Consider the following 13,565-nt stretch of genomic DNA (forward strand, 5'->3'; position numbering starts at 1 on the left):
CTCTACAAGCGCGCGACCTCGCTCGGCGGCGTCGAGAGCCTGATCGAGCACCGCGCCTCCATCGAGGGCCCCGGCACGCCCTGCCCGGCCGATCTGCTCAGGCTGTCGACCGGCATCGAGGACATCGACGATCTCTACGACGATCTCGACCAGGCCCTGAAAGCCGGCCACCGCTGAGGCGCACGGCGCTGATGCCTGGATACGACGAGACGATCGTCGCGCCGAGGGACAGAGGGGCCATCGGCCTGCTCATCGTCACCGCCTGCGGCTGGGGCTTGAACTGGACAGTCCTGAAATTCGTTCTGCAGGACTGGCCGGCCCTGTTCGCTCGTGGCATGGCGGGACTCCTTGGAGCCGCCGCGCTCGCGGCTGTCGCAGGCATTCGTCGCGAAAGCCTGGCCGCACCGCGAGAGGCATGGGTGAGCATCGCGACGGGCGCGTTTATCAACGTTTTCGCCTGGATGGGCTTCACGGCCCTGTCCTTGAACTGGCTGAAGGTCAGCGAAGGGGCGCTGATCGCCTACTCCATGCCGATCTGGGCCATGTTGCTGGCTTGGCCGATCAACAAGGAACGCCCGACGCTGCGAAGCCTGCTGGCGACGTTTCTTGGCGTCGCCGGTCTGGCCGCGCTCATGGGAGGCCCCGGTTTCGACAGCGAGAAATGGCCCGGCATCGCCTTCGCGCTGTCAGCCGCTGTTCTGTTCGCCGTCGGGGCCGTGCGCAGTCGCAAGCCCGTGGCCATGCCCTTCACCAGTTTCATGGCCTGGCAGGTGGGGCTTGGCTGTCTGCCGATGGTGGTGCTGAGCCTCCTGTTCGAGCAGCCCCATCCCTTTTCGCTGTCGCCGGCTGGAATGATCGGCCTGCTCTACATGGCGCTCGGGCCGATGGCGCTGTGCTACCTGACCTGGTTTTCCGTTCTCAAGCGACTGCCGACGTCGGTTGCGGCAACGGGAATGCTGATCGTCCCGATCGTCGGAACGCTTTCGGCGCCAGCGATGCTGGGCGACTCGATCGGGCAGATGCAGATTGTTGCCATCGCCCTGACTCTCAGCGGCGTGGGATTGGCAATCGGCAAGAGGTAGCACCGCAGGGACCCGACATCGGGCAGGGCGGGAAGGCAGCGACGGCCGGCAACGGGCGCCTGACCGCAAACTACTGTTGAATCACCCTCTGCGGAACCGCGCTCAAGCTCTTGAGAAAGCCACCGAAACGCAGAAGTCCGTCCGGCCAGGGACCGTGCCCCGACTCCGTGTTGAGGTGCCCGCTGTCGCCGGCATCGACGAACTCGGAGCCCCAGGCTTCGGCCAGCGCCCTCGCCTCCGCCGGCGTGCAGTAGGGGTCGGTCGCGCTGGCGATGAGCACCGAGGGAAAGGGCAGCCGCTCGCGCCGATGCGCGATGAAGTCCTCCGCCATGCCGGGCACGGCGCGCTTGGCCCGCTCGGAAGCCGGAGCGACCAGGAAGGCGCCCGCCACCTCGCCATGCCTGAGATGCTCGGCCGCATGGGCGACGGCGCTGACGCCGGCCGAATGCGCGACCAGCACGACCGGCCGCGTTGCCGCGCGCACGGCCGCGATGATGGTGTTCGACCAGCCGTCTCGGGTCGGCTTGTACCAGTCCTCCTGCTCGACCCGCCGTGCCGTCGGCAGGCGGGTCTCCCAGCGGGTCTGCCAGTGGTCGGGTCCGGAGCCCGACCAACCGGGGATGATGAGGATGTCGGTATCGGCGGTTTTCATCGGGCTAGATAGCTCTGAAGGGACCGAAGTCCAGTTGATCAAGCCTCGCCAAAGACGCGCTCGAAAATCGTGTCGACGTGCTTGAAGTGATAGCCCTCGTCGAACATCGCCTTGAGCTGCGCCGCCGAAAGCCGGGCCGTGACGTCCTTGTCGGCGAGCAGGTTGGTGAGGAAGTCCTCGCCATACTCCCAGGTGCGCATCGCGTTGCGCTGGACCATCGAATAGCTCTCCTCGCGGCTGGCGCCGGCCTGGGTCAGGGCCAGCAGCACGCGCTGCGAGTTGTGCAGCCCGCCGAGCCTGTCGAGGTTCTTGCGCATGTTCTGCGGATAGATCAGCAGCTTGTCGACGACGCCGGTCAGTCGGGCGAGCGCGAAATCGAGCGTCACCGTCGCATCCGGCCCGATCATCCGCTCGACCGAGGAATGCGAGATGTCCCGCTCGTGCCAGAGCGCGACGTTCTCCAGCGCCGGGGTGACCATGCCGCGCACGAGGCGCGCAAGGCCGGTCAGGTTCTCGGTCAGGACCGGGTTGCGCTTGTGCGGCATCGCCGAGGAGCCCTTCTGCCCCGGCGAGAAGAACTCCTCCGCCTCATAGACCTCGGTGCGCTGGAGATGACGGATTTCGGTCGCCAGCCGCTCGATGCACGAGGCGACGACGCCGAGCGTCGCGAAATACATTGCATGGCGGTCGCGCGGGATCACCTGCGTCGAGACCGGCTCGACGGCGAGGCCCATCTGCTCGGCCACATAGGCTTCGACCTGTGGATCGATATTGGCGAAGGTGCCGACGGCGCCGGAGATCGCGCAGGTCGCGATCTCGGCCCGGGCCGCGACGAGCCGCGCCCGGCAGCGATCGAACTCGGCATAGGCCTGGGCGAGCTTGAGCCCGAAGGTGACCGGCTCGGCATGGATGCCGTGCGAGCGGCCGATCGTGGGAGTGAACTTGTGCTCGAAGGCGCGGCGCTTGATGGCGGCGAGCAGCGCATCGACATCGGCGATCAGAAGATCGGTGGCGCGGGCGAGCTGCACCGAGAGCGTCGTGTCGAGGATGTCCGACGAGGTCATCCCCTGGTGGACGAAGCGCGCCTCGGGGCCGACGATCTCGGCCAGATGCGTCAGGAAGGCGATGACGTCGTGCTTGGTGACCCGCTCGATCTCGTCGATGCGCGCGACGTCGAAGACAGCGTCGTTCGCTTTCGCCCAGATCGTCGCGGCGGCCTCCTTCGGCACCACGCCGAGCTCGGCGAGCTTGTCGGTGGCATGCGCCTCGATCTCGAACCAGATCCGGAACCGCGTCTGCGGCTCCCAGATGGCGACCATCTCGGGGCGGGAATAGCGCGGGATCATTTGCCGTCTTTCACATGATGGGCGCCGTCATCCCGGACAAGCCGCGGAGCGGCGCCGATCCGGGATCCATGCCTGAGCCTCGATGACCGATGCTCGGGCATGGATCCCGGGTCTCCGCTTCGCTGCGCCCGGAATGACGGCGCAGTTTAAATTCTCAAACCCACTCCCCGCGCGCGGCTTCCGCCGCCTTGCGGATCGCCTCGATATTGCCGGCATAGGCCGAAGGCCCGCCCTTGAACACGGCCGAGCCTGCGACGAGGGTGTCCGCCCCCGCCTTCACCACCAGCGGCGCCGTCTCCGGGGTGACGCCGCCGTCGATCTCGAGCGCGATCGGCCGGCCGCCGATCAGCGCCTTCACCTGGCTGACCTTCTCGACCACCGAGCGGATGAAGCGCTGCCCGCCGAAACCCGGATTGACCGTCATCAGCAGGATCAGGTCCACCTCGTCGATCAGCGCCTCGACCGCGCTCGCCGGCGTGCCCGGATTGAGCACGATGCCCGCCTGCTTCCCTTGAGCCTTGATCGCCTGCAGCGTCCGGTGCGGATGCGGGCCCGCCTCGACGTGGAACGAGATCAGGTCGGCGCCGGCCTTGGCGAAGGCCTCGATATAAGGATCGACCGGCGCGATCATCAGGTGCACGTCGAAGAACTTGGTGGTGTGCGGGCGGATTGCCTTCAGCACATCGGGGCCGAAGGTGATGTTGGGCACGAAATGCCCGTCCATCACGTCGCAATGGATCCAGTCGGCGCCGGCGGCGTCGATCGCGCGCACCTCCTCGCCCAGCTTGGCGAAATCGGCCGAGAGGATCGAGGGGGCGATACGGATCGTGGCGCTCATGCCGGGCGGTTTAGCGCCCCGCCGGCCCCGCCGCAATCAGGCGAAGCGCGATTTCACCGGAACCGACAGCCGCCGGTCGGCCTCGGCGATCTCCGCCGCGACCTGCCCGAAGGCCGGCCGCAGGCGCAGCCGCGAAAACCAGCCCGCCAGTCCCGGAAAGCCGTCGAGCCCCGGGCCGCCGAGCCGCAGCGCGAACAGCACGCTCATGAACAGCGCGATATCGGAGTTCGCGAGTTCCCCGCCGAAGAAGGCGCGGCCGGCGAGCTTCAGCTCCAGCACCTCGTAATGCCGCGACAGCTCGCCTTCCGCGATCAGCGCATCCGCTTCCTGCGCCATGCGCCGGTCGCGATCGGCGGCGAGCGGCCCGGTGCGGTGCATCAGCGGCCTCAGCGCCGGCAGCATCACCTCGTCGGCATAGAGTTCGTCCAGGCGGCAGCGGGCGCGTTCGACCGGGCTTTCCGGCATCAACGGCGGCTCCGGGTAGGCCTCGTCGAGATAGTCGAGGATCACGGTGGAGTCGTAGAGCACGAGGCCGCAATCGTTGAGCACCGGCACCTGCCGCTTCGGATTCAGCGCGACGACCTCGGGATGTTTCGGGTCGTAGCCGGTGACCTGGTTGAACGGCACCATCACGCGGTCGAAGGGCAGCCCCTTCTCCAGAAGCGCGATCTCGACCTTGCGCGCGAACAGGCTGAGCGGCCCGGAATACAACGTGATCATGGCGCCACCTCCCTGCGATGCTAGCGGTCTCGCAGACGGCGGCGTCAGCGGTCGTCAGCAGCGGAGGGAGGGACTTCCTGGCCGATCCGGGCGGCCACGCGCCGCAGAAGCCATGGCAGCAGGTAGATCGGGAACTGCGCCAGCGCGAAGAACAGGAAGGTCGCCGGCGAGACTCCGGCCCCCAGTGCCGCGACCAGCAGCCCCATGTTCCGCTGGCCGCTGCCATAGCCGACCATGAAGCGCTCCGGCCCCGGCAGGAGCCGCAGGCACAGCCAGGTCGCCGCGAGCCCGATGGCCGAAACGCCAAAGACGCAAGCCAGCACGAACAGCACGAGGCGCGGCTGCGCCAGCGCGGCGGCCGTGACGCCATCCATCGCCGCGATGGCGAAGACGAAATACATCAGCACGCCGAAGCCATCGAGGCTGGCCTTCATCGCCCGGATACGGGGCAGGCCAAGCCACAGGCGCAGCACGCTCGCCACCGCCATGCCGCCGCCGATGAAGACAAGCAGCCGCAGCATCAGCGCCGCGCGGTCGAGCGGGACGGCCGCGCCCGCGAGCCATTCCACCAGAACGGGTGAGACGATGGGACTCGCGATCGTGGTCAGGATCACGCTGGCGATGATGAGCGAAGGTTCGAAGCCGTAGAGGATGGCGACGGCGGGCGAGGACATGATCGGCGGCGCGGCCCCCATGATGGCGAGGCCGAGCACGATGCCGGGATCGAGGCTCTCTCGCCCCGCAAGGCCGAGCGCAGCGCCGATCACCAGCGCGGGCGCGGCGATCAGCCAGAGGCAGGCGGCCAGGAGTTTCGCCGGGCGTCGCAGCAGCCCCGCGGTGACCCCGAGATCCAGCCGCAGGAAAACGACTGTGGTGAAGCAGAAGATGGTGACCGGGAGCACCGGCCGCGCCGCCGCCGAAAACTGCGGCAGGGCCAGCCCCAGCAGGATCGAGAGGGCGAAGCCCTGCGTGCCATGGCGCCCCAGCCAGGCGAGCGCGGATGCGGGTATGGCGGCGGCGCGCATCGGCGGGAAGCTCTGGAATCGACCTGAGGTGGACGGCCACACTGGCCCAGCCGGACCGCCACGTCATCCACCGGCACGGCATCGCAGTCCTGCGCCGGCATAAAATTTCACGGGACGCCTGATTTTGACGCCCTGGTGACATCTCTGCAGGCTGGGCCCGCAGGAACCACGAAAGATTTCCGTTTTCACCGCAGGAATGCGCGCCGCCGCTGACAAGGCCCGGCAAAACGGTATTCTCTCCCTCAGGGGATTGGTGGGAGCATCATCATGCGGGCGGATACGATCGTTCTCGGCGCTGGCATCGTCGGCATCTCGGTCGCACTTCATCTGCAAAAGGCGGGCCGTTCGACCATTCTGGTCGACAAGCGCTCCCCGGGCGAGGAGACCAGCTACGGCAATGCCGGGCTGATCCAGCGCGAGGGTGTCTACCCTTACGGCTTCCCGCACGATTTCGGCGCGCTCATCCGCTACGCGATGAACAACACGATCGATGCCCACTATCACTGGCAGGCGATCCCGAAGCTCGCGCCCTTCCTGTTCTCCTATTGGATGCATTCGCGCGCTTCCCAGCACGAGGCGATCGCCCACAAATACGCGACCTTGATCGAGCATTGCGTCACCGAGCATGACGCCCTCGCCCAGGAAGCCGGCGCGAGCGACCTGCTGCGCCGCAACGGCTGGATGAAGGTGTTCCGCACCGAGCAGGAGCGGGACACGCGCCTCGCCGAGGCCGCCCGCTGGAAGCGCGATTTCGGCGTGAATTACCGCGCACTCGACATGGGCGCGCTCACGGCGGCCGAGCCGCATCTCGATCATGGCAGCCTGGTCGGCGGCCTGCACTGGACCGACCCGGTCACGGTGATCGATCCGCTCGGCCTGTCGAAGGCCTATGTCGCGCGATTCGAGGCGCTCGGCGGCCAGCTCGCGCTCGGCGATGCCGGGACGCTGAAGCAGGAGGGCGCCGAGTGGAGCGTCACCCTCGCCGACGGCACCACGGCGACGGCGAAGGACGTGGTCGTCGCGCTCGGCCCCTGGGCCGACATGCTGACGCGCAATCTCGGCTACCGCCTGCCGCTGGCGGTCAAGCGCGGCTACCACATGCACTACAAGCCGCAGGGCAACGCGGTCCTGAACCACCCGGTGCTGGACACCGAGCGCGGCTACTTCCTGGCGCCAATGCGCCAGGGCGTCCGCCTGACCACCGGGGCGGAGTTCGCCGACCGCGACGCCGCCGAGACGCCGGTGCAGCTCGCCCGCGCCGAGCCCATCGCTAGGCAGCTCTTCCCGCTGGGCGAGCGCATCGATCCGCAGCCCTGGCTCGGCCGCCGCCCCTGCACGCCGGACATGATGCCGATCATCGGACCCGCCCCGAAGCATAAGGGGCTGTGGTTCTCCTTCGGCCACGCCCATCACGGCCTGACGCTCGCGGCGGTGACCGGCCGGATGATCGCGGAGATGGTGACCGGCCAGAAGGTCTTCGTCGACCCGACACCCTTCGCGGCCGCGCGGTTCGGCTGAACAACGCGTCATTCTCGGGCCGCCTTTGCGCGGACCCGAGAATCTCTTGTCAATCGACGCACCTCTTCTGCATGAGATGCTCGGGGCGTGCCCGAGCATGACGCCAGGCAATGATCAGCCCTGCGCCGGGCGCCCTCGCCTGCCGTGACACTCCCTGTCAGAGTGCGCTCCCCGATTCCCCATCGAGACTGCGCCATGGCCCTCGCCAAACCACCCGTCCAGGACAATGCCTATGCCGCGGCGCTGGCGCTGCTCGACCGCGTCCCGCTGATCGACGGCCATAACGACCTGCCCTACGTCATCCGCAAGGACGCCAAGGCGAAGGGCGATGTCGCGATCTATGACCTGTCCAGGGTCCATGCCGAGGTGGACACGGACATCCCGCGCATGCAGGCCGGCAAGCTCGCCGGCCAGTTCTTCGCGGCCTATGTCCCGCCCAACCACCCCAAGCCGGCTGGCTTCGCGCTCGCGCAGATCGCCCTGATGCGCGCGATCCTCAAGCGCCATGCGGACGCATTCCGGCCCGGGCTCTCGGCTGCCGATGTCGAGGCCGCCAAGGCCGAAGGCCGTATCGCGCTGTTCATGACCATTGAGAACGGCTCGGCGCTGGACAATGAGCTCGACGCGCTCGACGCCTATTTCGACCTCGGCGTGCGGTTGATGACGCTCTGCCACAACGACAGCCACGACTGGTGCGATTCCGCCACCGATGCGCCGCGCAACAACGGGCTGAGCGGCTTCGGCAAGGACGTGATCCGCCGGATGAACCGGCTCGGCATGGTCGTGGACCTCGCCCATGTCTCGCCCAAGGTGATGCACGACACGCTCGACGTGACTGCGGCCCCCGTCGTCTGGTCCCATTCCAACGCTTTCTCGCTCTGCGATCACCCGCGCAACGTCCCCGACGACGTGCTCGATCGGGTTGCCGGCAATGGCGGCGTCGTGATGGCGACTTTCGTGCCCGACTTCATCAGCCAGGCGTCACGCGACTGGCACAGGCCGGCCAAGGACCAGTATGGCAAGACGCCCGAGGGCATGAACTACGCCAAGGTCGAGGCCGAGATCGAAAGCAAGGTCGGCCCGCGCCCGAAGGCGACGGTCGCCGGCTATTGCGACCACCTCGACTACCTCGCCAGGCGCATCGGCCATGACCATGTCGGCATCGGTTCGGACTTCTTCGGCTGGGTCAATCCGGACGGGCTGGAGGACACCACCACCTTCCCGAACGTGATTGCGGAGCTGATCCGGCGCGGCTGGTCCGAGGAGAACCTGACCAAGCTCGCCGGCGGCAACACATTGCGCGTGCTGCGGGCGGTAGAAGCCGCGGCCGGCTGAGGTTCAGGGCTCTTCCGGGAGCTTCGTCTCGCGCTCGAGCACCTCGGCGCGGTCCTCCCCGGGCGGCTTGGCCCGGGACCAGAGCGAGATCAGCAGCAGCCCGACCGGCACGGCCGCGAGCAGGATCCAGATCACGAACATCCCGTCATTGCTCATTCGGTAGCCCTTCACGAGATATCCGGGGGTTGACCCCGGAGCCTTGGCGGCGGACAGGAGCGCGTCAGACCGCAGCCGCTTCAGAAGACCCAACAGCAGAGACCATGACCGGTTCCGGCACCGACCGCACCCGCCCTGCCATCCAGGCCCCCGCCCCCGTCGTCATCTTAGTCGAGCCGCAGCTTGCCGAGAATATCGGCATGTGCGCTCGTGCGATGGCGAATTTCGGCCTCTCCGAGCTGCGCCTCGTCGCTCCGCGCGATGGCTGGCCGACCGGTGGAGGCCTGAAGAAGGGCGCGACGGCAGCCGCCTCCGGCGCAACCTACATTCTCGACAATGCCCGTCTCTTCGACACCGCCGCCGAGGCGGTCGCCGATCTCAACCACGTCCTGGCGACAACGGCGCGCGAGCGCGGCCAGATGAAGCGTGTCTTCACGCCGGCCGAGGCCATGCCGGACATCGCCGGCCGCATCGGCGCGGGCGAGCGTGTCGGCATCCTCTACGGACGCGAGCGCATCGGTCTCACCAATGAGGAGATCAGCCTGGCCGATGCGATCCTGACCTTCCCGGTCAACCCCGCCTTCGCCTCGCTGAACCTCGCCCAGGCCGTGCTTCTCAACGGTTATGAGTGGTTCAGGGCGACGGGCGGAGAGCCACCCTTCCGCGAAGCCAATCTCTCGCCACCGGCGCAGCGCGAAATGATCTTCTCGCTGTTCGACTATCTCGAGGCCGAGCTCGACCTCTGCGGCTTCTTCCCGCCCGGCAAGAAGCCGGTCATGACCGCCAATCTCCGCGACATCCTGCACCGGCTCGACCTGACCGAGCAGGAGGCGCGGACCCTGCGCGGCGTCTTCAAGTCGCTGGTCGAGGGACCGAGGAAGGCGCGGCTGCTGGCGCGCCAGCAGGGCGGCGACCCCGAGGCATGAAAAAAGGCCGGCTCCGAAGAGCCGGCCTCGGCGGACCGGGAGGGTCTCGAAGCGACCCGGTCAGAACTGGTACTTCAGCGTCGCCTTCACCGTACGGCCTGGCTCGCTGTAATAGTCGCGCGCCTGGGGGCGCGAGAGCGGGACGTTGACCGCGTCGAAGTACTTCCTGTCGAAGATATTGTAGACGCCGACCTGCAGTTCAAGATCGGCGATCTGCGGCATCGGCCTCCACCAGGCCGAGGCGTTGAAGATCGCATAGCCCGGGGCCTTGAAGCCCGTATCGGTGCCGGAGAGGGCGACGTCGTCGCGCTTGCCTGCGAGCTTGGTCGAGACCTCCGCGCCCCAGTTCTCGGTCCCGTAGGCGACCGCGACGATGCCCTGCATCGGCGGGATCGAGTTCAGGAATGTGTCGTCGGTCTTGTTCATGCCGCGCGTATAGGCGAATGAGCCGCGCACCAGCCAGTTCGGCGCGAAGGCATACTGCCCATTGACCTCTACGCCCTGGATTTCAGCGCGCGGAATATTGCGGTAGCCGGTGATGCCACCCTGCGGATAGAGCCCGCCGGCCGGGGCCACCTGATAGGTGTCGATGAAGTTGCGGTAGTTGGTGTGGAAATAGGTCACCGAACCGCCGAGTTGCTTGTCGCCGAAGCGCAACCCCACATCGACGCCATTGCCCAGTTCAGGGCGCAGATTCGGGTTGCCCGTGCGCAGATAGGTGCCCACCGCGCCGAAGCGCCCGTAAAGCTCGTTGGCCGTAGGCGCCCGGAAGCTCTTCGACCATTGCGCGAAGAGCGTCACGTCCTTCACCCAGGGCGCGTTCTTCAGCAGGTCGTATTCGAGCCTGACGCGCGGAGACCAGGCCGAGTCGCTGGAGCCAGCCGGCAGGCTGGTGGGCGCCGACCCGCCCGAGAAGTAGGACGCCGTGAACTGCGGCTTCTCCTGATACCAGTCGTAGCGCAGGCCGGGCGTGATCCGGAGCCGGTCCTGCAGCAGGCCGATCTCGTCATGCAGATAGAAGCCGGCGAGCTTGCCGTCGACATCCGGCTGGTCGGCCTGGTTGGTGTGCAGGTTGTTGCAGGCGGTGAAGGCGCCCGTATACGGACGGCGGCAATTGTCGACGCCGGCCGAATACTGCTCCAGGGTCGACATCCTGAGTTCGGTCCCGGCCGTGAACTTGTGGGAGAAGGCGCCCGTGCTGAAGCTCTTCAGCACATGGCCGTTGAAGCCATAGGCGTTCTCGACATTGGAGTTGTCGCGGCCATAGGGCCCGATCACGCTGGTATAGCGATAGGCCGAGACCAGATCGTCCCGCCGCAGCCGCTGCCAGTAGAGCTGCGCATGCGCCTCGTCGAAAATCGAGCCCGGCAGCTTGTAGTCGTAGCTCAGCGAGACGCGGTTGCGCTCGACATCCTCGCCGGTCTGGTAGGCGCCGGGCCGGAAATTGCCGGTGAGCGAGACGGTGTTGGTGCGGATCTGGGTGCGGTCGGCCCGCTTGAAGAACTCGCCGGTGATCCCGAAGCGATGCACCTGGTCGACATAGTGATAGACCTTGCCCAGCACGTTGTACTGGTTGAAGTCGCTCGGGTTCGGCGCCGTGCGCGAAGCGCCGATGGTCTTGATGTTGCCCTTGCTGTCGACCTCGTGACCGTCGCGGAAGCCGCCCTGCAGCAGGAACCAGGTGTTGTTCAGCCGCGCGGCGGTCGCTCCACTGCCGAACCAGGCACGGTCCGTGCTGTCATAGCCGGTCTTGGCCAGGGCCCCGAAGGACCGGCCGTTGCGGATCAGGTCTTCCGGATCGAGCGTGCGCACGGCGAGCGCGCCGCCCAGCGCGCCGCTGCCCAGCGTCGCGCCGCCGCCGCCGCCGCGCAGCAGGTCGAGCGTCGACAGCGAATCGAAGTCGAAGGCGTTCTGGGCGCCACGATTGATGCGCGTATCGACCAGGAAGGGCTGGCGGATGCCATCGACCGTCGTCAGCACGCGCGCGCCGTCGAGCCCGCGGATGTTGAGCGAGTTGGTGGCGCGGTTGAAGGTGATGCCGGCTTCGACGCGGTTGGACAGGTCCGTCAGGCTCTGCACCTGCTCGCGGTCGAGTTCCTGGCGCGTCACCCGCGTGGTCGTCGGCCCGTTGAGCAGCACGCCGCCCGGCCGCCCTTCCCCCTGCACGGTGATCTGGTCGAGCACCACCGGCGCGGCCCCCGCCGGGTTGGCGGCGGCCGCGCCGCGCGCCGTGCTCTGTTGTGCCTGCGCGGCAGAAGGCAGCAGCGCCAGCATCAAGGTCCCCAGCGCCACGCCCCCGCGCAGCTTGTCGAAATGTCCGCCCATCGCCCGGTCCCGTCTTCGCCGGGCCGCGATCAACTGACCGGCCCGTCGAATTTAAAATGAGTATAAACAATGCCTTATGTTTCATCATCAGGCTAGATTGCCATATTGTCGGCAATATTGACTGTCAATTACTGAATCACTTGGAGCGAAACTATAGAATTGGTCCAAAAAATAACTATTCTAATGTAGAACTGGCGTAGTGAGCTCTGCTCGCGCGGGCGCCTCCCAAGGTCGTGATCGCTTGTCGCTCCGATTTCCACGCCGCAGCCATTGCCTGACGGCCGGCGAGCGGCATCTTCATGTCATGAATCGCCGCTACGCCCCGCTCGACAGACGCATGGTCCTGACCGGAGGCGCCGCCATGGCCGCTGGGTTCGCGATAGCCGGGCGGGCGAAGGCGGCCGATATCGATGTCGTCATCATCGGGGCCGGCGCGGCCGGCCTCGCAGCCGGCCATGCGCTGAAGGCAGCCGGCCGCAGCGCGGTGATCCTCGAGGCTCGCGGGCGTGTCGGCGGGCGGGCCTGGACCGACACGACGCTCGGGCCGTCCTATGATGCCGGTGCGATGTATATCCACTGGGCGGAGCGCAATCCCTGGGCGACGATCGCCCGCGATCTCGGCGTGCAGACCACATCCGAATCCTGGGGCGGCGGTTTTCGTGCCTTCGCCGACGGCAATCCGATGCCGGCGGACGACCGCAGGCGCCGCCGCGAGGCCTTTCGCCAGATCGACCGGAAGCTGGAGACGGCGGATATCTCCAGCCGCGACCTCTCGGTGGCCGAGTTGCTCGGCGATCTCGCCCCGGAGACGGCGCCGGTCGCCGCCTCCGGCCTGCTGCTCTCGATCGGCGAGGAAGCGGACCGTATCTCGGCGCGGGACTATCAGCGCCTCTGGGCGGGCGACGACCTCTTGGTGCCGAGCGGCTATGGCAATCTGGTTGCCCGGCACGCCGAAGGGCTGGACATCCGCCTGAACCAGCCGGTCGAGGCGATCCGCTGGGACGGGCCGCGCGTCTCCGTCACCACGCCCACGGGCACGATCGAGGCGCGGTCCTGCATCCTCACCGTCCCCATCGGCGTGCTCAAGGCCGGCACGATCCGTTTCACGCCCGCGCTGCCGCCGGCCACCGAGGCTGCGCTCGCCGGCCTGCGGATGGGCGCCCTGACCAAGATCGCGCTGAAGGTGGTGGGCGACCGCTTCGACATCGCGCCCGGCACGACCCTGATCGAATCGGGCAAGCCTGAGCAGTTGATCAGCTTCGAGATGTATCCGGACGGGAAAGACCTCGTCATCGGCTATTGCGGCGGCGATTTCGCCCGCCGCCTGTCCGAAGCGGGGCCGGACGCCGCGCGCCAGCATGCGACGGATCTGCTGGCCCGGATGATCGGCGGCGATTTTCGCGCCGCGGTGAAGGCCGTCTCCTTCCCGGCCTGGTGGACGGACCCTTTCGCCAAGGGTTCCTATTCCGTCTGCCTGCCGGGCCACGAGGCCGCGCGCGAGGCGCTGGCGCAACCGATCGGCGGCAAGCTGCTGATCGCAGGCGAGGCGACGGCCGGCGGCGGGGCGATGACGGTCGGCGGCGCGACCCTGGCCGGGCGTGCGGCGGCCGGTACGTTGCTGAAGCTGAAGGCCTGACGCGCC

The 13,565-nt window shown here is 67.5% G+C and carries 13 protein-coding genes; 6 read left to right on the forward strand and 7 right to left on the reverse strand.

Annotation, left to right across the window (positions count from 1 at the left end):
• Together BW981_RS04955 and BW981_RS04960 are read left to right on the forward strand one after the other, a co-directional pair.
• A partial coding sequence (locus BW981_RS04955) for a PLP-dependent transferase (RefSeq protein WP_175624050.1) occupies nucleotides 1–177 on the forward strand: 177 nt, incomplete at its 5' end.
• A gap of 14 nt (nucleotides 178–191) precedes the next feature.
• Nucleotides 192–1,082 (forward strand): DMT family transporter, encoded by an 891-nt coding sequence (locus BW981_RS04960; protein ID WP_076436891.1) that lies wholly within the window; start codon nucleotides 192–194, stop codon nucleotides 1,080–1,082.
• Between the two features lie 70 nt (nucleotides 1,083–1,152).
• Here BW981_RS04960 and BW981_RS04965 read toward each other — a convergent pair whose 3' ends face one another.
• The 5 genes from BW981_RS04965 to BW981_RS04985 all read right to left on the reverse strand — a co-directional run bounded on the left by BW981_RS04965 (nucleotide 1,153) and on the right by BW981_RS04985 (nucleotide 5,663).
• Nucleotides 1,153–1,734 (reverse strand): RBBP9/YdeN family alpha/beta hydrolase, encoded by a 582-nt coding sequence (locus BW981_RS04965; protein WP_076436893.1) that lies wholly within the window; start codon nucleotides 1,732–1,734, stop codon nucleotides 1,153–1,155.
• A 38-nt stretch (nucleotides 1,735–1,772) separates the two neighbouring features.
• The gene (purB, locus tag BW981_RS04970) at nucleotides 1,773–3,080 is read right to left on the reverse strand and encodes an adenylosuccinate lyase (RefSeq protein ID WP_076436895.1); all 1,308 of its coding nucleotides are present in this window, start codon (nucleotides 3,078–3,080) and stop codon (nucleotides 1,773–1,775) included.
• A 154-nt stretch (nucleotides 3,081–3,234) separates the two neighbouring features.
• Nucleotides 3,235–3,918, reverse strand: coding sequence for a ribulose-phosphate 3-epimerase (gene rpe / locus BW981_RS04975; RefSeq protein WP_076436897.1), 684 nt, complete (start codon nucleotides 3,916–3,918; stop codon nucleotides 3,235–3,237).
• Nucleotides 3,919–3,954: 36 nt separating this feature from the next.
• On the reverse strand, nucleotides 3,955–4,638 hold the full coding sequence (locus tag BW981_RS04980) for a glutathione S-transferase family protein (protein ID WP_244560229.1): 684 nt from the start codon (nucleotides 4,636–4,638) through the stop codon (nucleotides 3,955–3,957).
• A 44-nt stretch (nucleotides 4,639–4,682) separates the two neighbouring features.
• Nucleotides 4,683–5,663, reverse strand: a complete 981-nt coding sequence (locus tag BW981_RS04985; RefSeq protein WP_076436898.1) for a hypothetical protein — start codon at nucleotides 5,661–5,663, stop codon at nucleotides 4,683–4,685.
• Between the two features lie 267 nt (nucleotides 5,664–5,930).
• Between BW981_RS04985 and BW981_RS04990 the strand changes: the two genes are divergently transcribed.
• Nucleotides 5,931–7,181 carry an NAD(P)/FAD-dependent oxidoreductase gene (locus BW981_RS04990; RefSeq protein WP_076436900.1) on the forward strand — a complete coding sequence of 417 codons (1,251 nt, stop codon included), beginning with the start codon at nucleotides 5,931–5,933 and terminating at the stop codon, nucleotides 7,179–7,181.
• 195 nt (nucleotides 7,182–7,376) lie between these two features.
• On the forward strand, nucleotides 7,377–8,516 hold the full coding sequence (locus tag BW981_RS04995) for a dipeptidase (protein ID WP_076436902.1): 1,140 nt from the start codon (nucleotides 7,377–7,379) through the stop codon (nucleotides 8,514–8,516).
• Nucleotides 8,517–8,519: 3 nt separating this feature from the next.
• Here the strand turns inward: BW981_RS04995 and BW981_RS22955 are convergent, their stop codons facing one another.
• Entirely contained in the window at nucleotides 8,520–8,687 is a 168-nt protein-coding gene (locus tag BW981_RS22955; protein WP_175624051.1) for a hypothetical protein, read from the reverse strand.
• Between the two features lie 89 nt (nucleotides 8,688–8,776).
• Between BW981_RS22955 and BW981_RS05000 the strand changes: the two genes are divergently transcribed.
• On the forward strand, nucleotides 8,777–9,598 hold the full coding sequence (locus BW981_RS05000; protein ID WP_076436904.1) for an RNA methyltransferase: 822 nt from the start codon (nucleotides 8,777–8,779) through the stop codon (nucleotides 9,596–9,598).
• A 60-nt stretch (nucleotides 9,599–9,658) separates the two neighbouring features.
• Here BW981_RS05000 and BW981_RS05005 read toward each other — a convergent pair whose 3' ends face one another.
• On the reverse strand, nucleotides 9,659–11,923 hold the full coding sequence (locus tag BW981_RS05005) for a TonB-dependent hemoglobin/transferrin/lactoferrin family receptor (RefSeq protein WP_076436906.1): 2,265 nt from the start codon (nucleotides 11,921–11,923) through the stop codon (nucleotides 9,659–9,661).
• A gap of 361 nt (nucleotides 11,924–12,284) precedes the next feature.
• Here BW981_RS05005 and BW981_RS05010 point away from each other — a divergent pair, with 361 nt between their 5' ends.
• Entirely contained in the window at nucleotides 12,285–13,559 is a 1,275-nt protein-coding gene (locus tag BW981_RS05010; RefSeq protein WP_280174176.1) for a flavin monoamine oxidase family protein, read from the forward strand.
• Nucleotides 13,560–13,565: the final 6 nt, after the last annotated feature.

Source organism: Allobosea sp. TND4EK4, from assembly GCF_900156025.1.
Taxonomy (GTDB): Bacteria; Pseudomonadota; Alphaproteobacteria; order Rhizobiales; family Beijerinckiaceae; genus Allobosea.

What these genes read in the sequence shown, in the direction of transcription:
- purB (WP_076436895.1), bottom strand. Translation starts at nt 3,080, where the DNA reads ATGATCCCGCGCTATTCCCGCCCCGAGATGGTCGCCATCTGGGAGCCG.
- BW981_RS05005 (WP_076436906.1), bottom strand. Translation starts at nt 11,923, where the DNA reads ATGGGCGGACATTTCGACAAGCTGCGCGGGGGCGTGGCGCTGGGGACC.
- rpe (WP_076436897.1), bottom strand. Translation starts at nt 3,918, where the DNA reads ATGAGCGCCACGATCCGTATCGCCCCCTCGATCCTCTCGGCCGATTTC.
- BW981_RS04965 (WP_076436893.1), bottom strand. Translation starts at nt 1,734, where the DNA reads ATGAAAACCGCCGATACCGACATCCTCATCATCCCCGGTTGGTCGGGC.
- BW981_RS04990 (WP_076436900.1), top strand. Translation starts at nt 5,931, where the DNA reads ATGCGGGCGGATACGATCGTTCTCGGCGCTGGCATCGTCGGCATCTCG.
- BW981_RS05010 (WP_280174176.1), top strand. Translation starts at nt 12,285, where the DNA reads ATGGCCGCTGGGTTCGCGATAGCCGGGCGGGCGAAGGCGGCCGATATC.
- BW981_RS05000 (WP_076436904.1), top strand. Translation starts at nt 8,777, where the DNA reads ATGACCGGTTCCGGCACCGACCGCACCCGCCCTGCCATCCAGGCCCCC.
- BW981_RS04995 (WP_076436902.1), top strand. Translation starts at nt 7,377, where the DNA reads ATGGCCCTCGCCAAACCACCCGTCCAGGACAATGCCTATGCCGCGGCG.
- BW981_RS04980 (WP_244560229.1), bottom strand. Translation starts at nt 4,638, where the DNA reads ATGATCACGTTGTATTCCGGGCCGCTCAGCCTGTTCGCGCGCAAGGTC.
- BW981_RS04960 (WP_076436891.1), top strand. Translation starts at nt 192, where the DNA reads ATGCCTGGATACGACGAGACGATCGTCGCGCCGAGGGACAGAGGGGCC.
- BW981_RS04985 (WP_076436898.1), bottom strand. Translation starts at nt 5,663, where the DNA reads ATGCGCGCCGCCGCCATACCCGCATCCGCGCTCGCCTGGCTGGGGCGC.